Source organism: Pedobacter sp. G11, from assembly GCF_003860265.1.
In the GTDB taxonomy this organism is placed as follows: Bacteria; Bacteroidota; Bacteroidia; order Sphingobacteriales; family Sphingobacteriaceae; genus Pedobacter; species Pedobacter agri.
Map to the genome: position 1 here is coordinate 2,000,021 of NZ_CP034190.1, position 19,905 is coordinate 2,019,925.

A 19,905-nucleotide genomic window follows, 5' to 3' on the forward strand; every position below is an offset into this window, starting at 1 on the left:
ACTACTGTCGTCCTTTCTACCGGGTGAAGAATCGAACAGATCATTTCCCGCTTTCATCGCTCAAAGATTTCATGTTTCCGATTTAAATCACGTTCAATCAAAATTAATACAATTTTTATTTCTTAGTTAAAGGGCATTTCAACGCAGTTATTTCGTGATGTTAAAAAAAAGTTAAAAATTCCTTAGGAAAAAGTAAAGCTTTTGGGCACTGATATATAAAAGGTGAATTAGAATGGTTGATAGAAGTGAATTCAATGCAGAAGATTTTCTTGTTGATAGTACGTTTCAGCAATATTGTGCTGGAACAGACAAGTTATGCATTGAGTATTGGGAAAAATACATAAATGCTCATCCCGAGCAAGCAGTTGTAATTGCAGAAGCACAAAAGTTATATGTAATATTAAGTGGAAATAAGCGGCAGTTAAATCATCAGGTAAATGATTTTAGGAATCAGCTGTCTCCAAAGGAGATAAAAGTTTTAAAGAGGAATCGCTTTTTATGGTTAAAAATTGCGGCAGCTATAGTTGTGGTTATTGGCTCCTTTCTACTTTATTTAAGCTACAACAACTTCAAAAAAAATGAGCCAGTTCAAGAGGTATTTACCTGGGCAACCAAAAGTGGAGAACGTAAAAAGATTCGGCTTCAGGATGGAACATCAGTTTTATTAAACGCAAAAAGTTCATTATCAATAATCAAAGGTTTTAATAAAAAAACAAGGGAAGTTAATTTAATCGGCGAAGCTTTTTTTGATGTGGTTCATTGCAAAGATGTTCCTTTTAAAGTGCATACAAATGATTTTAACATTGATGTGTTGGGCACGGCTTTTAATGTGAAGGCTTATCCTGATGAAATTACATCTGAGGCAACTTTGATTCGTGGATTAATCACAATGGAGGCTGTAGGTGGAAAAGGTGGAATAATTACTTTGAAGCCGAGTCAAAAGGTTACTTTTTACAAAAACATAAATGAGCCTAAAAAATCGAAACTGGCAAAACCTTCTCTGTCGCGTCCGGAAATTGCAATTAATCATTACACGCTAATCAAAGACAGTACGATTGTAGAAACTGCCTGGACTAAAAACCGCATCGAAATCTACGACCAGGATTTTGATGAAATAAAAGACATTTTCGAAAAATGGTATAATGTGGAAATAAAGTTTACCAATACTGCCGTAGAAAAATATCGCTTTACGGCAACGTTTAGCAAAGAAACAATTGAGCAAGCCCTTTCGGCTTTACAAGATGTAGAAGATTTTAAATATGAGATAAAAGGAAACCAGGTAATCATCTCAAAGTAGATTTAAAAAAGGACGGTGTTGGAGCACCGCCCTTAATATTTCTTCTTTGATTAATTAATGGCAGTTTATGCGCAAACAGATTGCTGCCAAGAACTTACGCAACCAAAAAAACAAAAATATGATTAATTATTACTTACTGCAAGGGCATCCGCTACGCCGGAAGCTTTTAAAATTCATTATGCTAATGAAATTGACCTGTATTATGGTTTTCATTACTTGCCTGAATGTTTCTGCATCGGTTTTTTCTCAGGAGAAAATATCTCTCGATGTGAAGAAGACCAAATTGGGCAAGGTTCTACAGATTATTGAACAGCAAAGCAGCTATCATTTTGTTTATAGTGCTTCGTACGTGCCCGTAAACAAAGACGTAAGCATCACTGTAACCAACACTTTGGTAACTGATGTTTTGGCAGCTATTTTAAACAGAACAAACCTGAAATATTCTGTTTCTGATGGTGGGCTGATTGTGATTAGCAGAAACAAAGAAGTGCCGGTTACAGGTACAATTAAAGATGCATTAGGTGGGGCACTTCCAGGTGCAAGCGTTCGAGTGAAGGGAACGGGAATTGGAACCTCGACTGACATTAATGGAAAGTTTTCATTAAATGCGCCAGAAAATGCAGTATTGGTGGTTTCGTATGCAGGTTTTCAAACTAAAGAAGTTTCAATTGGTACTCAAACCACAATAAATATTGTTCTGGTTGAAGATACTAAACAACTAACCGACGTTGTGGTTACCGCATTGGGAATTAAAAAGGAAAGAAGAGCACTTGGCTATTCTGTTACACAAATTGGTGGAGAAACTTTAACCCAGGCCCGTGAAAATAACATCACCAATTCTTTGGTGGGTAAAGTTGCAGGCTTAGACATTGCCGGAACTTCAGGTGGTGCAGGTGCAGCAACAAACGTAACCATTCGTGGTGTTTCCAGCATGGGGCCATCAAGTCAGCCGCTTTATGTGGTAAACGGTATCCCAATGGAGAACTCTCCGGTTGGTTACAAAAGCACTATTGGGATTGGAAACAATGGCGGTCAGTATGATAATGCTCCCGATTTAGGTGATGCAATCAGTAACATCAATCCTGATGACATTGAAAGCATTTCGGTTTTGAAAGGCGCTGCTGCATCGGCACTTTATGGTAATAGAGCGAAAGCAGGGGTTATTTTAATCACAACCAAAAGCGGTAAAGGAAACAGCATTGAATTTAGCAGTAACTATGTTGCTGAGCAGGTAATGGACAGAACTGATTGGCAATATGTTTATGGTCAAGGGGTAAACGGTCAGAAACCAACTACACAATTGGCTGCGGCATCTACAGGAAGTTCGAGCTGGGGTGCGCCGTTAGATGGATCAAATGTGATTCAGTTCGATGGGGTGAGCAGACCGTATACGGCGCAAAAAAATAATATTGAAGATTTTTACAGAACCGGAGGAAGCTGGACCAATACTTTGGCTTTAAACAAATCGTTCACCGGTGGTGTAATCCGTTTATCTGCAAGTGATTTAACTAACCGTTCTGTGGTACCTAATTCAGGTTTAAACAGACAGAACTTTACTTTATCGAGTACATTTGACCCTATTAAAAATCTGGTGATTGATGCCCGTGTAAATTATATTTTAGAACAGGCTAAAAACCGTCCGATGTTATCTGATGGTGCAGGTAATGCTAACTACAATGCTGCATTCTTACCTACCAGTGTAAATATTGCTACTTTACAACCAGGCAAAAAGCCAGATGGCAACGAGCTTTCTTACAATACAGGTAATCCGTATGCCACCAATCCTTGGTTTGCAGCGAATGATTTTATTCATGATACTAAAAGAGAACGTTTGTTGAGTTCGGTAAGTGCGAAATACACTTTTGATAATGGTTTATTTTTGCAAGCCCGGGCCGGAAGAGATTCTTATAACGACAACTACATCGCCGTTACGCCCTCAGGTACTGCTTATGATGCAGACGGAGGATACACTGAACAAAACAGTAAATTTTCTGATATCAATGTAGATGGGTTAATCGGGAAATCATTCAAAATTGATGACATCTCCATCACACCAAATATTGGCGCTAGTTACCGCAGAACAGAAAGTGAAGGGGTGACCAATGGCGGTGCAAATTTCCAACTTTTTGGTATTTATACTTTAGCCAATACAGGTGGTAAATCAGTATCGGCTTACAAACGAGATCAGGAAACGCAATCGGTGTACGGAACTTTAGAGGTAGCTTACAAAGACATCCTATACTTAACTGGTAGCGCCAGAAGCGACTGGTTTTCTACTTTAGCCACCCCAGGCAGAGATAATAAACTAAATACAATTTATCCGGCGGTAAGCGGCTCATTTGTGTTTTCTGAGCTTTGGAAACCATCTTTTTTAAGCTTTGGTAAGTTAAGAGCAGGTTATGCCATGGTGGGGCAGGCTACAGGGCCTTTTCAAACCCAACTTTACTACAATTTACGTAGTGAAGTAATCAATAATAGTCCGCTAGGCAATATCGCGAATGAGGCAATTCCTAACGCATCACTGTTTGCATCGAGTGCTACTGAATTGGAAGTTGGAACAGAGTTGAGATTTTTTGGGGATCGTTTAAATGTTGACTTTACCTGGTACAACAAGAATTCAAAGGATGAAATTATTGATGTGCCAACTTCAACTACAACTGGTTATAATGGTGCCGTTTTAAACATCGGTAAACTGAGAAACCGTGGTTTCGAAGGGTTGATTTCCGGCGTGGTGCTAAAAAATCAGGATTTCAGCTGGACTTCCAGTATCAATGGATCCCGTAACGATAACATGGTAATCACCTTGGCTCCAGGTACTGCATCCCAACAACTTGCCACCTCGAGAAGCAATGTTGGCTTTTTGCAAAACCTTGCCGGAAAGCCAATTGCTCAGATTATGGCTTATGATTTCTTATACGATGGCAACGGTAATATTGTAAAGGATACTAATGGCGTACCACAACGAGGTGAATTAAAAGATTATGGATCGGCCTACCACAAGTGGACTGCCGGATGGAACAACGAATTTAGTTACAAAGGCGTTAATCTGTCTTTTTTAATAGATGGTAAATGGGGCGGGAAAATTTTCTCTGCTACTGATTATTACGGTTATGTTTTCGGTTTACATCAGGCCACACTCGAAAATCGTGATCAGTTGGGTGTTAATGCGGCAAATTACTACGGCACTTATGCGAACAATGTTTCAAAACAATTCGTACAGGATGCAAGCTTTATTAAATTCCGTCAGGTGATTCTTGGTTATAATTTCCCGGCTAAAATGTTTAATAACAAAATTAAAGGCTTAAACGTAAGTTTTGTTGGGCGTAACTTATTTATCTTGATGAAAAGAACGGATAACATCGATCCGGAATCGAGTTATAATGCTACTATTCCAGGGATGGAGTTGGGTGGTGTTCCGCCAGTGCGTACCTACGGTTTAAATTTAAGTGTTAAGTTATAATCCTTTAAAAGAATTGAAAATGAAAACGATCATAAAATTATACGTACCACTTCTATTATCAGGCTTAGCACTAATATCAGGTTGTACTAAAAACTTTGAAAAAATTAATACCGATCCACTATCGGTTAATCAGGAACAATATAATCCCAATTATCTATTATCAACCGCTCAGTTAAATTACACAGGAAGTGTCGATTTCGCGTATGAAACCTGGCGTGGCAACTTGATCTATGCATCTACCATGATGCAAGGCATGTCATCAGTAATCGGCTATTGGGCTGGTGATAAATACATGTTAAATGAAGGATACACTGCGGCTTACTGGGAAAAAGCTTATCCTGACCAAGTTAAATATGCAGCAGATTTAGTAGAGTTTACCAAAGGCAAAGCACAGTATAATAACGTACACCAAATTGGAAGAATCTGGAAAGCTTTGATTTTTCAACGCCTGACGGATTTATATGGCGACGTTCCATACTTTGATGCAGGAAAAGGTTATTATACCGGAAATCTTTATCCCAAATACGATGCGCAGCAAGCCATTTATACTGATTTGTTGAAAGAAGTAGATGAAGCCGGAACTGCATTAACCGCTGGCGGCGATGCTGTAACCGGTGATTTAGTTTATGCTGGCGATGTGAATAAATGGAAACGTTTTGCAGCAAGTTTAATGTTGCGCATGGCGATGCGTTTAACAAAAGCTGATGCCACTTTAGCACAAAGTTACATTACCAAAGCAGTTGGAAAAACCATGACTGGCGATGCTGATAACGCTTTATTTAAGCATGATGCAAACGGTGGTAGGGTAACGCAGAACAGAGCTGCACAGGTTTTATTAGGCGATGGTGGTCAGGAGAATTATTACACCAGATGGAGCAATACATTTATTAATTATTTAAAAACGAATAACGATCCTCGTTTAAGTAAAGTGGCAGTAACAAAGTTATACTTAACTGATGTAACAAAAGCCCAAAATCCTGCGTTCGTAACTACTGCAGCTGTACAAAAGGGAATGCCAAATGGAAAAGATTTAAGTGGCATTGCAGGACGAGATGTTCGTCAGGATGCTTCTTATACAGATTTTACCGATTACTCTTCACCAAATCCGGGTATGTTGAAAAGGGATGGCAATACCATTATTTTAACTTATGCAGAAACTGAATTGCTTTGGGCAGAGGCTGCGCAACGTTTCAATATTGGAGGTTCGGCAGCAACACATTACAATGCTGGGGTAACTGCTGCAATGACCTATCTTTCTCAGTTTGATCCGAGTATGGCAGTAAGTGCTGGTGATGCCGCTGTCTACCTGGCTGCTCACCCCTATGTTGCCGCTAATGGTTTAGAAATGATTTCTACTCAATACTGGGCGCATACCATTACCATGTTGGATTTTTACGAAACCTGGTCGAACTGGAGAAGAACTGGTTTGCCGGCATTGGTGCCAATTGTATATCCAAATACGAATACGGGAGGCTCAATTCCACGCCGATTCCCTTATCCGCTTATTGAAGGCGTTTCGAATGCAGCAAATTATAAAGCGGCATCATCTGCAGTTCCGGGTGGCGATAAATTAGTAGGAAAAGTTTGGTGGGATAAATAGAAAATAGATCCGATCCAAAAACCTGGCACCGATTTTTATCGGTGCCAGGTTTTTTTATGCGTAACATTTCTAATGTGCGTTTTGATTAGCGCCAGTTTAATTTGATATTTATGAACCAAACCCAACTTAATGAAATTTAAACTTATACTGAGCGCTATTTTGCTAACCAGTTTTCTTGGTCATGCACAGCAGACACCAAAAAGAAATTCCTCAAAGGATGCTGCAGGTCCAACCCAGAATCCTATAAAGGAAGAGCCAAAATCAACAGGAAATGAGCGTGCCATTAAAGTAGAAAGCACGGTGGTCACCAATCACTCCGTAAACGTAGATGGCAAAACCATTCCTTATAAAGCCACAACCGGCACACTCCCGGTTTGGGATGAAGATGGGAAACCAATTGCTGGCCTATTTTACACCTATTATGAAAGAAGCGATGTTTCCAATCGGGATAAAAGACCTTTGGTCATTTCCTTTAACGGCGGACCCGGCTCTGCTTCTGTTTGGATGCATATTGCCTACACTGGTCCGGTAGTGTTGAATATTGATGATGAAGGATATCCGGTTCAGCCTTACGGTTACAAAGAGAATCCATATTCTATTTTAGATGTGGCAGATATCGTTTACATCGATCCGGTAAATACAGGTTATTCAAGAGCTGTAAGCAAAGATATTCCAACCAACAAATTTTTCGGTGTTCGGGCAGATATTAAGTATTTAGCCGAGTGGATTAACACTTTCGTAACGCGAAATAACCGCTGGGCGTCACCAAAGTTTTTAATTGGCGAAAGCTACGGGACTACCCGTGTTTCGGGTTTGGCTTTAGAACTTCAAAATAACCAATGGATGTATTTGAATGGAGTTGTTTTAGTTTCACCAACAGAATTAGGTATTGAACGTGGCGGCCCGGTAGAAGCGGCTTTACGCTTACCTTATTTTGCGGCAACTGCCTGGTACCACAAATTGTTGCCTCAGGATTTGCAGTCGAAAGATTTGACAGCCATGTTGCCTGAAGTAGAAACTTTTACCATTAACGAGTTAATTCCAGCCATTTCTCAAGGCGGAATGTTAAGCGCTGAAAAAAAGAAAGCCATTGCCGCTAAAATGGCACGTTATTCTGGCCTAACTGAAAAAACAATCATAGATTACAACTTAAATGTGCCTACCAATTTCTTTTGGAAGGAACTGATGCGGGATAAGGGCTTCACTGTTGGACGTTTGGATTCTCGCTACCGCGGTATTGATAAAATGGGTGCTGGCGATGGCCCAGATTATAACGCAGAATTAACATCATGGTTGCATTCCTTTACGCCGGCCATCAATATGTACATCCGAAACGAGCTCAATTACAAAACCGACCTTAAATACAATATGTTTGGCTCGGTTTATCCATGGGATCGCAGTGGCGACCAAACAGGCGATAACCTTCGCCAGGCCATGGCACAAAATCCTTATTTACATTTATTGGTGCAATCGGGTTACTATGATGGGGCTTGCGATTACTTCAACGCAAAATACAGCATGTGGCAGATGGATGCTGCCGGCAAATTTCAGGACCGTATGAGCTGGGAAGGTTACCGCAGTGGGCACATGATGTATTTACGCAAAGAAGATTTGAAAAACTCGAACAATCACATTCGCGAGTTTATTAAAAAGGCATTGCCAAAAGCAGGAGAGGCAGCTAAGTTTTAACCCAGATTTCAGGTTAGCTGCAAAATTCTCAATCGTAGCTTTAATTTTAGAAATAAAATTGATTTGAAGCGCAAGGGCAGTACAACTATTCAAGTTGGTCCTGCTTTGCGCTTCAATCTTTTTGTCATTGTCACCGTATGCTTGTCGATTGTTGCAACAAAAAGTATTTCCGCTGCAATCAGGGCTAAATCACTTCTGCTTTTCGCTGTAATCCGCAAATAGCAGAAAAGGCTTGTGTAATCTAAACCCGACCTGAGTGAATGCCCACGATTCTTCATCGTGGCAGTAACGGGGGCGGGGCTAAAAAGTCCAAAGTGTGCTGTCATTGCTTTCCAAAATCTAAACCAAAAAAAGCATTTATGATAACAAGCCTGCAAACTAAAAATAATTACTTATTTTTGTGGTTCAATTATGCAGCAAATAAAAACTTCATTCGATTTTGAGAAACCTATTGCCGACTTAGTTCAGCAAATAGAAAAGGTTAAACAAGTTGCCGACAAAACTAAGGTAGATATGTCTGCCACGTTAGACGAGCTTGATGGCAAATTAGAAGAAACCACCAACAACTTATATAAAAACTTAACCGGATGGAATAAGGTTCAAATGAGCCGACACCCTGATCGTCCACAAACGCTTGATTACATCAGCATGATTTGTGATGATTTTATCGAGCTACATGGCGATAGAACGGTTAAAGATGATAAAGCAATTGTAGGTGGTTTTGCTACGGTAAATGGTCAAACAGTGATGGTGATCGGTCATCAAAAAGGTAAAAATACCAAAGAGCGCCAGTTTCGTAATTTTGGTATGGCTAATCCGGAAGGTTACCGCAAAGCTTTACGTTTGATGCGCCTGGCCGAAAAATTTAATAAACCGGTAATTTCGTTTATTGATACCATGGGTGCTTATCCTGGATTAGAAGCTGAAGAACGTGGGCAGGGCGAGGCAATTGCCCGTAACTTATTGGAAATGTCAGTACTTCGTGTACCAATCATTTGTGTGGTTGTTGGTGAAGGTGCATCTGGCGGTGCCTTAGGTATTGGTATTGGTGATAAGGTTTACATGTTGGAACATACCTGGTATTCTGTTATTTCGCCTGAATCTTGTTCTTCAATTTTATGGAGAAGCTGGGATTTCAAAGAGAAAGCTGCAGCATGCTTAAAATTAACTTCTGATGATATGTTTGGCAACAAGCTGATCGACGGAATTATTCCTGAGCCGCTTGGTGGTGCACATCAAGACCCGGAATTGATGGGTAAAACATTAAAAGAATATATTGTGAGAGATTTGGCTGCTTTGGGCAAGCTTAAAACAGATAAAATGGTTGAACAAAGAATTGAGAAATTCTGTGAAATGGGTGTAGTAAACGAATAATCATTAATAAATAAATTTTAAGATCCCGCCTGGCAAAGCCAGGCGGGATTTTTTGTTTTAAAGGTTGTTCAAAATGCCCACGCTCGTTTCAAACGAGCGTGTAAATAGATGATCGTATTTTACGATGAAATCGTAAAGCTATTAATGCGCTCGTTAGAAACGAGCGCAGGCACTATGGAAAGATTTTTTTTGCAGTAAATGCCCACGCTCGTTTCTAACGAGCGTGTAAAAAGCTAATCGTATTTTACGATATAACTTAGAGCTATTAATTCGCTCGATAAAAAAGCAAGTACTAATAGTAAACGTCTAGTAATTCCACATCAATAACTCCACCTAGATTTGAATAATTTGATGCAGAACTATAGATATAATGTTCTGGCTCAGTAACTATTCCGGCTCTTACAGGATTCTGATGGATGTATTCTAGTTTCTGGTAAGTGAAATTATTCGAGGTCAGTTCAACGGCATGGTAACCATCTTGCCAAACTTTAAAATTTTCAATTCGTTCCAGGTATTTTCCCGCAAATGCAAACTTGTTTAGAATCCATTTTTTACGACTTTCATTTCCATTTTTTATCTCTTCGATAATCGCTCGATTGGTGAATTTTTTAAAGTCTCTAATAATTTCAAATAATTTATTCTTCCCATTGGATGAAGCAATCAGATGAATGTGATTGGTCATTAAGCAAAAAGCAAATAGCCTCAATCCCTTAGCTGACTGGCAGTATTTTAGAGAATTTACCACAATTTCCTTATAAGATTGTCGTGTAAAAATATCCACCCAATCAACTATTGTAAAGGTTAAAAAATAAATTCCGTCAGGATCTCGAGCGGTATATTGATCAGACATAGATTAAAGCTAAATATATTTAATATAAAATCATAAGCTATTCATAAGATTTATTTGAAATAGATACCCACGCTCGTTGCTAGCGAGCATGTAAATACTTAATCTTATTTCACGATGAAATCGTGAAGTTATTAATGCGCTCGTTAGAAACGAGCGCAGGCATTAGTTCTTATTTTACGGTTAAAATGCGCACGATTAAAAATGCCCACGCTCGTTTCTAACGAGCGTGTAAAAAGCTAATCGTATTTTACATAGAATCGCTAAGCTAAGTTGCACTCGATAGAAACGAGCGCAAGCGTCAATAGGTGCTCGTATCTTACGATGGAATCGTAAAGCTATTAATGCGCTCGTTAGAAACGAGCGCAGGCACTATGGAAGGGTTTTTTTGCAGTAAATGCCCACACTCGTTCTAACAAGCGCAGGCAACTAAGCCTATGAGATTTGGGCAAAAAAAAGCAGCTTCAAATGAATGAAGCTGCTTTCAAATATTCTCAATGCTATGTTTATTGTGGCGCTTGTTGCGAGTAGTAAGCAGAAAATTTAGCTTCTAAACCAGAGAATGTTTTCTCTAGCTGACTGCTTACTTTATCCTGCCCGCTTGCTTTAGCAATTCTGATCATTCGATCTAAATAATATAAACCCGTTTGGATATTTTGAGATCCTGTTAAACCTTTTGTGGCTGAAAGATCGGCTAAATAAGTTAACTCCTTATTGATGTAATCTCCAGACTGCGTTAAAATCTCATTGGCTCTGGCAGTTTCACCAAGCTTATATAAGTTTTCTGCCATGTAGAATTTCACCACTACCGTACGGATACCAAAGAATTTTTGAGGCATTACCGCATAATATTTTTCAACCACTTTTTTAGCTTCTGCAGTTTTGCCTTCCTTAATCAAACTTCCAGTAAGGTTACTGAAAATATTAGTGAAAATGAAAGTATCATCAGATGACTGTGGATCCAGATATTTAGCTGTTTTCATGTTGCCCCACTTGAATTTGTTCATCACATTATTATACAGCACCGGTGTGTTTAACTGTTCTGCTCTTTCTTCAGCTGCAGTAGTATCTGGTTTCAAAGGCATTAAACGTAAAGCTAAACCTTCACTGTATAAATATTTATCTAAACCATTATACTGGTCTGATGGAACTGTAGAAGCAAAATAAATCGGACGTTTCCAATCATTGTGCGCAAGGATATCAAGCATAGCCAAGGTTCCTTTGGTTACATATCCCTTATTAAAAGTCCACGTCATTTCAGGAACAATTTTCGATGCATCAGCTGCACTAACAGTACCGGTGCTTAACACTTGTTGCGGGTTAACGGTTATTTTGAAGTTTTTAGTTGGCAGGAAGTTGGATTTTGTTCCATCCTGCATCATCACTTTATCACCATCATTATCAGAAAGTAAGAGCTCAACAATATCTTTCAACTCAACTGTTCCGTCAATTTTCTGGTCAAACGGCATTACGTCACGTTCGCCTTGAACATATTGTTCTGGCTTCATTGAAATTGGAAGCGGCTCTGATTCGTTTTGTTTCGTTTTCGCACCGTTGATGTACCAGTCTGTATCAAACAAACTCAGGTTTACAATACGAATATCCGGACGCACATTCTCCACTTCCTGAATGTACCACAACGGATAAGTATCATTATCGCCGTAAGTAAATAAGATTGCATTAGGTGCGCAAGATTGTAAATAATCTAAAGCAATATCATGAGGTACCAATTTGGTTGAGCGATCGTGATCATCCCATCCTTGCTGAGCCATAATTACCGGAGCGGCTAATAAACCGATCACCGTGGCAGCCACAGCACCATTGGTTGGCGAAAGTTTTTTAAACAACCATTCTTTAATCGCCAGTGCCCCAAGACCAATCCAGATGGCAAAGGCATAAAACGATCCTACATAAGCATAGTCACGCTCGCGTGGCTCCAAAGGTTTTTGATTGAGATATAAAACAATGGCAATACCAGTGAAGAAAAATAATAAAGCCACGACACCTGCATCTTTTTGGTTACGTTTAAAGTGCCATAAAGCGCCGATGATTCCCATAATTAATGGTAAAAAGAAGAAGCGGTTGTAGGCATTATTGTCAACAGTTGATGGAGGTAAGTTATCCTGATTTCCCCTTAACAATGCATCAATTGGTTTAATTCCGCTTATCCATGTTCCCTCATGGCCACTTCCTTGCCCTTGTTCATCATTTTGGCGACCAGCGAAATTCCACATAAAGTAGCGCATGTACATATAACCAATCTGGTAGCTGAATAAGAAACCAACGTTGTCAACCAGGTTAGGCACCTTGGCATCATCCAAACGCATCCATTCTTTGTAAAAAGCAGCATGTCTCGCGTCATCGCTATACATACGAGGCAATAAAGTATTATTATTATACTCGTAATCGGTTTTTACACCAGCTTTCTCGTATTTGTCGTTGCCTTTTCTCCAGATCGTTTTTCCGCCTTCTTTAATGCCTGTACGTTCTGAATTATAATTCGGACCATAACCTAAAGGTCTATCGCCGTATTGTTCACGGTTTAAGTAGCTTAGGAATGAGAAAGCATCTTTTGGTGCACTATTATTTAAGTTTGGATCCGCTTTTGCTCTGATGATAATCATTGAGAAAGAAGCATAGCCAAAAATGATCAATACGGTAGAGATCAAGCCTAGGTTTAATAATTTCTTTTGGTGCTTGATAGAATAACGAATTCCCCAAACCAATGCTGCAATTAATAAAATGGCAAAAAACAATACACCGGTTCCAAAGCCTAAACCTAAAGTATTTACAAAGAATAAGTCGAAGTAAGCGCCAAATGAAACCAAATACTGGATGATACCATATTGAATTACTGCCAGGATCAAAATGCCGACAATCAGGGTTTTTACAATTCCTGAAGTGGTGGCTTTGCCTGTTCTTTTGAAATAATAGATAAATGCTAACGCTGGAATAGTTAATAAGTTTAACAAGTGAATACCAATTGATAAACCCATGATGTAAGCGATGAACAATAACCAGCGATCGGCTTTTGGTTCATCGGCATGTGCTTCCCATTTTAGTATTGCCCAAAATACAATGGCAGTAAATAAAGAGGATTGGGCATAAACTTCAGATTCAACAGCAGAAAACCAAAAACTATCAGAAAAAGTATAGGCTAAAGCCCCCACGGCTCCAGCACCCATAATACTGATTAAGTTGCCGGTTGTTAATTGTTCGCCAGCCTTTACAATGGTCTTTTTAGCTAATGCCGTGATGGTCCAGAATAAAAATAGGATGGTAGCCGCACTAGAAATAGCCGAACCAATGTTCATCCAGTAAGCAATGCGGGTTAAATCTCCTGCGGCGAAAACCGAGAAGAAACGTTGGATCATCAAGAACAATGGTGCACCTGGCTGGTGTACTACCTGCATTCTAAATGCTGACGCGATAAATTCTCCGCAGTCCCAGAAACTTGCTGATGGCTCTAGGGTTAAAACGTAAGTTATTGTGGCAATTAAAAAGCAGATCCAGCCTACTATGTTATTGACTTTTGAATAATTCATTGGTTTATTTAATGATATTAAAAACTGTTTTCACATAAAAATGCTGCCGAAATTAACTATTCTAGTCGATAAAACAGGTAAATTTTTGGATTGATTTAACAATATTTAACGGCTTCAGCGCATTTTGATGGAGCATTTTTACACCTTTCCATCCTCTTTAAAATTGAAAAACCCATAAACAGAATCTGAAATGCTGTTTACGGGTTATATTTATGCGCTGTAGTTTAGCCTGCAACAAATGGCGTAAAGCGATTGATCAATCCATTATACTGATTTTCTATTTTTTTGCTAAGCTCATACTGTTTAAATGTTTGGGTTAGCTTCACCATCTGTGCCAGATAAGTCAGGTAAATACGAACATTTTGTTCTGATGCCAGTTGATTTTTACTTTCTGATACATCGGCTAAATAAGTTAACTCTTTATTGATGTGCTCGGCAGATTTACTGATCAATGCATTTGCCTGGTTTAGATCTTTTAAGCGATAAAGGCTTTCTGTAACGTAGAAGGTGCTCACAACGTGGCGCATCGTATAAAAACGATTTGGAATCACCTGAAAATATTTATTCACTAATTCTTTTCCTTCATTGATTTTTCCTTCATCGATGAGTTTCGTTAACAAGCCACCGAACATGTTCGAAACATAAGTTACATCATCTGCCGATTGTCTATCGAGGTGATTGGCATTTTTGATATTTCCATAAGCATACACTTTCATCAAATTGTTAAACATCGGTTTCGGATTAATCAATTCCTCATTTTCAGATGCAGCACTATCTGGTTTTAATGGAAGCAATCTTTTATTCATCCCTTCAGTGTAAAGGTATTTATCAAGCCCTACATATTGATCTTTCGGCATCGTATTGGTAAAATAAATGGGGCGTTCCCAATTGTTGTGTGTTAAAATATCAAACAAAGCTAAGGTTCCTTTGCTAACATAGTTCCCGGCATAAGTCCATTCCATACTGTTGGCAATTTTGCCAGCATCTTCTTTAGGCACGGTTCCAGTATCTAAAACCTGTTTAGGGTTTACGGTTAATTTCAGGTTTTTTGTTGGCAGGATATTATACTTCGAGCCATCACTCATGGTTGCTTTATCCTGATCGTTTTCAGAAAGCAGTACTTCCAGAATATCTTTCAGCTCAACATGCTGAGCGATTTTAAAATCCTGATAATACATTACGTCTCTGGTGCCGGCCACATATTGTTCAGGTTTGATGGTTAGTGGCAAAGGCTCAGATTGGTTTTGCTTCCGCTTCAAACCGTCGATGTACCAATCGGCAGTAAATAAACTTAAATTTACCACGCGAACATCCGGACGAACATTTTCAACCTCTTGGGCATACCAAACCGGATACGTATCATTATCGCCATAAGTAAAAAGAATAGCATTTGGTGCACAAGACTCTAGATAATTCACCGCCATATCATGCGCCACATGACTGTCAGAACGATCATGATCATCCCAGCCTTGATTTGCCATTAAAACCGGAACCGCTAAAACGGCCAGTAATGAAGCCAAAACACTGGCTTTTGCGGGAGACAATTTCTGGAAAATCCAATCTTTAAGTCCGAAAACACCTAAACCAATCCAAATGGCAAAAGCGTAAAATGATCCTACATAAGCATAATCTCTTTCGCGGGGTTCGATGGGAACAGAATTCAGGTAAATTACAATTGCTACTCCCGTAAAAACAAACAGCAAACCAATAATACCTGCATCTTTTTGATTGCGTTTGAAATGCCATACCGCACCTATTAAACCTATAATCAATGGTAAAAAGAAGAAACGGTTATAAGCTTTGTTTTCGGTAATAGATGGAGGTAGATTGGTTTGATTTCCAAGTCTAACGGCATCGATTGGTTTAATACCACTTAACCAGGCCCCGTTGCGACCACCTAATTGCCCATCTTCATTATCCTGCCTGCCTGCAAAATTCCACATAAAGTAACGCATGTACATTTGTCCGGTTTGAAATGAAAACATGTAACTCAGGTTATCCGCTAAAGTTGGCTGATGTGCATCATCAAATCCCATATAGTTTTTATAGAAATTAATATGCTCTGCTTTATCACTGTACATTCTTGGCGCCAGGGTTTTATCTGCAAAAACGTATTCAGATTTGGTTCCTGCAGATTCATATTTATCTTTTCCTTTTCTGTAAAGTTTCCCGGTTTCTTTAATGTCGATTTTTTCTGAGTTATAGTTTTCGCCATAAAGCAAAGGACGATCGCCATATTGAGATCGGTTTACATAGCTTAAAAAATTAAAAGCATTTTCAGGATCGGTATTATTTAGGTTGGGTTTTGCATGTGCTCTTATAATTAAAACAGCAAAAGAACTGTAACCAAAGATTAAAAGAGTCGTGAACAGCATGATTAAATTCAATCCTTTTTTATGCTTACGGATGGAATAAAGTACGCCATAAACCAATGCTCCAATAACCAATGTAGCGAAGAACAGAATTCCAGAACCGAAACCTAAACCGATTGTATTTACAAAAAAGTAATCAAAGCTCGCGGCAAAAGAAATCATATATTGGATAATACCGAACTGAACAAATGCCAGTGCCAAAATAGAAATCATAAAAACTTTGAGTACACTTTTCCAGTTTGGATTCGGATTCTTTTTGAAATAATAAACAAAAATTAAAGCTGGGATAGCTAATAAATTTAACAGGTGCACACCAATCGAAAGCCCCATAATGTATGCCACAAAAAGCAACCAACGGTCTGCTTTTGGTTCATCTGCTATAGATTCCCATTTGAGTATTCCCCAAAAAACAATTGCGGTACAAAGAGACGACACCGCATATACTTCAGCCTCAACAGCCGAAAACCAAAAACTATCTGAAAATGCGTAAGCCAATGCACCAACCAAACCAGCACCAATAATGCTGATGATTTTAGCGCTTGTTATTTCTTTTGCCTTTTTAATGATGGTTTTTTTGGCCAAAGCGGTGATGGTCCAGAAAAGGAAAAGAATAGTTCCGGCGCTAGCCAAGGCCGATGAAACGTTCATAAAGTAAGCAATCATATTCTTATCGCCCAGGGCCAGCGTAGAAAATAACCGCTGAATCATCGAAACGATAGGAGCCCCTGGCTGATGAACCACTTGCATTCGGAAGGCAGAAGCAATAAATTCTCCACAATCCCAGAAACTTACAGATTGATCTAAAGTGAGAATATAAGTGACTGCAGCAATAGAAAAGCACAACCAACCCGTGATGGTGTTAATTTTTGAATAATTCATAGTAAAATTTAGTCTTTGATAATAAATGATTTAAGTGGTTCTCACTTAAAAAAGTCGTATAAAAAAATAAAATGTTGCATCCGATATGATGATTTTTTTATCTTTGCAACGCAACAAAGGAAGGGCAGGAAGAAATTTAAAATATTTTAAAATCACTCTTGCAAAATTAAAATAAGCTTCCTACATTTGCATTCCCTTTCGAGGATACGTTCTCGGAAAAGATTGTCCGATAGTATAAGGGTAGTACAACGGTTTTTGGTACCGTTTGTCTTGGTTCGAATCCAGGTCGGACAACGAAAATTTAATGTCGGATCGTGTTTGTAAAATGACATGATCCGATTTTTTTTAACCGTAAACTACACGGATCATGCCATTGCAGTTTAACCCGGTAAAGTTATTTTCCGGAACAGGTTCTAGAGGACTATCACTAAAAATTGCTGAAAGTTACGGCAAACCTCTTGGTGATGTAACCATTCACAAATTCAGTGATGGCGAATTTCAACCTTCTTTTGATGAATCGATACGTGGCTGTGACGTTTTTTTAATCCAATCTACTTATCAGCCCAGCGATAATTTAATGGAACTTTTGCTAATGGTTGATGCTGCTAAAAGAGCATCTGCACATTATATTACAGCAGTTGTTCCTTATTATGGTTTGGCCCGTCAGGATAGAAAAGATAAACCTCGTGTAGCAATCGGCGCTAAACTGGTAGCCAATTTATTGAAATCTGCAGGTATTCACCGCATCATGACAATGGATTTGCATGCGGCTCAGATTCAAGGGTTCTTTGATATTCCGGTAGATCACTTAGATGGATCGGTAATCTTTGTTCCTTATATTAAAAGCTTAAACCTGCCAAATTTAACTATTGCATCGCCAGATATGGGTGGTTCATACCGGGCCCGTACTTTTGCAAAGTTTTTCAATGCTGAAGTGATTATCTGTGATAAACGCCGTAAACGTGCCAATGAAATCGAATCAATGTCGATTATTGGAGATGTAACCGGACAAGATGTAGTGTTGATTGATGATATTTGCGATACCGCCGGTACGCTATCAAAAGCTGCGGCCCTGATTATGGAAAATGGTGCTGCAAGTGTTAGAGCGGTTTGTACGCATGCTGTGTTATCAGGTAAAGCTGTAGAAACGGTAGAAAATTCAGTTTTAACGGAATTGATCGTGACTGATACGATTCCATTAAGAGTGGAGAGTGAAAAAATAAGAGTGCTAAGCACAGCAAGTTTGTTTGCGAGGGCAATTGCCAATGTAAATGAACACGGTTCGATTAGTGACTTGTTTAGAGTATAAAATTTAGGTAGAGGGTAGGGGGTTAAGACTTAATGTCTTTATACTCAATACTTGATACTTACTACTAATAAATAAATATAAATAAAATGAAAACAATCGCAATTAGCGGTTCTCCAAGAGAGAACGTAGGGAAACGCGATGCCAAGGAACTTCGTTACGAAGGTAAGGTTCCGGCGGTATTGTATGGTGGAAAAGAGCAACAACACTTAGCTGTAGTTATTGCTGATTTAAGAGATGTTATTTATACCCCGGAAGTAAATTTTGTGGAAATTGATGTTAACGGTGCTAAAACTAAAGCAATCGTTAAAGACACTCAATACCACCCACTTACTGACGTATTAATGCACATCGATTTTCTTCAGTTATTCGACGAGAAAGAAATCGTAATGGAAATTCCAGTTAAATTAACGGGAACTTCTCCAGGTGTTAAAATGGGGGGTAAATTAATTCAGAAATTACGTAAACTTCGCGTTAAAGCTTTACCAGCTAACATGCCACAAAACGTTGAAGTAAGCTTAGAGAAATTAGAAGTAGGTAGTTTATTCCGCGTTCGCGACCTTAAAGTTGACGGATTCGTAATCACTAACACTCCTGAAGATACTATCGTTTCTGTTGCAATGTCTAGAGCATTAAAACAAGCAGAAACTGAAGCTGCTAAAGGTAAAAAATAATCAAGCTTTCTTGATTTTAAAGAAAACGGCTCGAATTTTTTTCGAGCCGTTTTCTTTTGTGTTAATATTTTTGCAGATAGTCTTTCCGATACCAAGTCATTCTGCTGTCGCGAATTGTATGGATTTTTAATGAGGTTATTATTAAGGTTCTGGAATGAATTCGAGATGATGACGATATATTGCATTTTCTGAAATATTCTTTCTTCAGCTTTAATCTTTAAGCTTTTTGCTTTAAGCTTCCGCTTTTATCTTTGGTCTTTCCTCATTAAGCTTTACCTTTGCGCCATGAAATATCTTATCGTTGGCTTAGGTAATATCGGTCCGGATTATGCCCATACACGTCATAACATAGGTTTTGATATTGCCGATCAGCTCGTTAAAGATTTAGGAGGAAGTTTTGATAACATCCGTTTAGCTTATTATGCTGAAGTGAGTTTTAAAGGAAAAAAACTTCACGTAATTAAACCCACCACTTTCATGAACCTAAGCGGTAAGGCTGTAAATTACTGGATGAAAGAATTAAAGATCGCTCCAGAAAATGTTTTGGTAGTAGTGGATGATCTTGCCTTGCCACTTGGCAAATTGCGATTAAAGCTTCAGGGCTCCAGCGCCGGGCATAATGGTTTAAAAAGTATAGAAGAGGTTTGCGGCGGACAAAATTATGCCCGTTTACGTTTTGGTATTGGTAGCGATTATCCAAAAGGCCGTCAGGTAGATTTTGTTTTAGGTTTGTTCGATAAGGATGAACAGCTCGAGCTTCCAGCCTTAATTGATAAAAGTGTAGATTTGATTAAAAGTTATGTAACTGTTGGTCCGGCGCACACCATGACCGCTTTCAATAAATAATCTTAAATCATACCAA

At 38.8% G+C, this 19,905-nt stretch carries 11 protein-coding genes; 8 read left to right on the forward strand and 3 right to left on the reverse strand.

The annotated features are described in order from the left end of the window. Positions 1-232 precede the first annotated feature (232 nt). From EA772_RS08720 to EA772_RS08740, 5 genes are all read left to right on the forward strand, one after another. Positions 233-1,297: a FecR family protein gene (locus EA772_RS08720; RefSeq protein ID WP_124912540.1), complete on the forward strand. Its 1,065-nt coding sequence runs from the start codon at positions 233-235 to the stop codon at positions 1,295-1,297. Between the two features lie 184 nt (positions 1,298-1,481). After that, positions 1,482-4,757, forward strand: a complete 3,276-nt coding sequence (locus tag EA772_RS08725) for a SusC/RagA family TonB-linked outer membrane protein (protein ID WP_246834077.1) — start codon at positions 1,482-1,484, stop codon at positions 4,755-4,757. Positions 4,758-4,776: 19 nt separating this feature from the next. Beyond that, positions 4,777-6,357 (forward strand): SusD/RagB family nutrient-binding outer membrane lipoprotein, encoded by a 1,581-nt coding sequence (locus tag EA772_RS08730; RefSeq protein WP_116170522.1) that lies wholly within the window; start codon positions 4,777-4,779, stop codon positions 6,355-6,357. Positions 6,358-6,486: 129 nt separating this feature from the next. Further along, on the forward strand, positions 6,487-8,046 hold the full coding sequence (locus EA772_RS08735; protein ID WP_124912544.1) for a S10 family peptidase: 1,560 nt from the start codon (positions 6,487-6,489) through the stop codon (positions 8,044-8,046). Positions 8,047-8,457: 411 nt separating this feature from the next. Then, positions 8,458-9,420 (forward strand): acetyl-CoA carboxylase carboxyltransferase subunit alpha, encoded by a 963-nt coding sequence (locus EA772_RS08740; protein ID WP_010603097.1) that lies wholly within the window; start codon positions 8,458-8,460, stop codon positions 9,418-9,420. A 292-nt stretch (positions 9,421-9,712) separates the two neighbouring features. Here the strand turns inward: EA772_RS08740 and EA772_RS08745 are convergent, their stop codons facing one another. The 3 genes from EA772_RS08745 to EA772_RS08755 form a co-directional block, all read right to left on the reverse strand. Next, the gene (locus tag EA772_RS08745) at positions 9,713-10,270 is read right to left on the reverse strand and encodes a transposase (protein ID WP_124912546.1); all 558 of its coding nucleotides are present in this window, start codon (positions 10,268-10,270) and stop codon (positions 9,713-9,715) included. Between the two features lie 503 nt (positions 10,271-10,773). Beyond that, on the reverse strand, positions 10,774-13,812 hold the full coding sequence (locus tag EA772_RS08750; protein WP_124912548.1) for a DUF2723 domain-containing protein: 3,039 nt from the start codon (positions 13,810-13,812) through the stop codon (positions 10,774-10,776). Positions 13,813-14,036: 224 nt separating this feature from the next. Then, the gene (locus tag EA772_RS08755; RefSeq protein WP_124912550.1) at positions 14,037-17,063 is read right to left on the reverse strand and encodes a protein O-mannosyl-transferase family; all 3,027 of its coding nucleotides are present in this window, start codon (positions 17,061-17,063) and stop codon (positions 14,037-14,039) included. A gap of 367 nt (positions 17,064-17,430) precedes the next feature. Here EA772_RS08755 and EA772_RS08765 point away from each other — a divergent pair, with 367 nt between their 5' ends. From EA772_RS08765 to pth, 3 genes are all read left to right on the forward strand, one after another. Further along, the gene (locus EA772_RS08765) at positions 17,431-18,372 is read left to right on the forward strand and encodes a ribose-phosphate pyrophosphokinase (protein ID WP_010601960.1); all 942 of its coding nucleotides are present in this window, start codon (positions 17,431-17,433) and stop codon (positions 18,370-18,372) included. Between the two features lie 86 nt (positions 18,373-18,458). After that, positions 18,459-19,043: a 50S ribosomal protein L25/general stress protein Ctc gene (locus EA772_RS08770; RefSeq protein WP_010601959.1), complete on the forward strand. Its 585-nt coding sequence runs from the start codon at positions 18,459-18,461 to the stop codon at positions 19,041-19,043. Positions 19,044-19,328: 285 nt separating this feature from the next. Next, the gene (gene pth / locus EA772_RS08775; RefSeq protein WP_116170357.1) at positions 19,329-19,889 is read left to right on the forward strand and encodes an aminoacyl-tRNA hydrolase; all 561 of its coding nucleotides are present in this window, start codon (positions 19,329-19,331) and stop codon (positions 19,887-19,889) included. Positions 19,890-19,905: the final 16 nt, after the last annotated feature.

Bases quoted from the DNA above. Each gene is read 5' to 3' on its own strand.
- EA772_RS08735 (WP_124912544.1), top strand. From the start codon at position 6,487: ATGAAATTTAAACTTATACTGAGCGCTATTTTGCTAACCAGTTTTCTT.
- EA772_RS08740 (WP_010603097.1), top strand. From the start codon at position 8,458: ATGCAGCAAATAAAAACTTCATTCGATTTTGAGAAACCTATTGCCGAC.
- EA772_RS08725 (WP_246834077.1), top strand. From the start codon at position 1,482: ATGAAATTGACCTGTATTATGGTTTTCATTACTTGCCTGAATGTTTCT.
- EA772_RS08765 (WP_010601960.1), top strand. From the start codon at position 17,431: ATGCCATTGCAGTTTAACCCGGTAAAGTTATTTTCCGGAACAGGTTCT.
- EA772_RS08755 (WP_124912550.1), bottom strand. From the start codon at position 17,063: ATGAATTATTCAAAAATTAACACCATCACGGGTTGGTTGTGCTTTTCT.
- pth (WP_116170357.1), top strand. From the start codon at position 19,329: ATGAAATATCTTATCGTTGGCTTAGGTAATATCGGTCCGGATTATGCC.
- EA772_RS08720 (WP_124912540.1), top strand. From the start codon at position 233: ATGGTTGATAGAAGTGAATTCAATGCAGAAGATTTTCTTGTTGATAGT.
- EA772_RS08750 (WP_124912548.1), bottom strand. From the start codon at position 13,812: ATGAATTATTCAAAAGTCAATAACATAGTAGGCTGGATCTGCTTTTTA.
- EA772_RS08770 (WP_010601959.1), top strand. From the start codon at position 18,459: ATGAAAACAATCGCAATTAGCGGTTCTCCAAGAGAGAACGTAGGGAAA.
- EA772_RS08745 (WP_124912546.1), bottom strand. From the start codon at position 10,270: ATGTCTGATCAATATACCGCTCGAGATCCTGACGGAATTTATTTTTTA.
- EA772_RS08730 (WP_116170522.1), top strand. From the start codon at position 4,777: ATGAAAACGATCATAAAATTATACGTACCACTTCTATTATCAGGCTTA.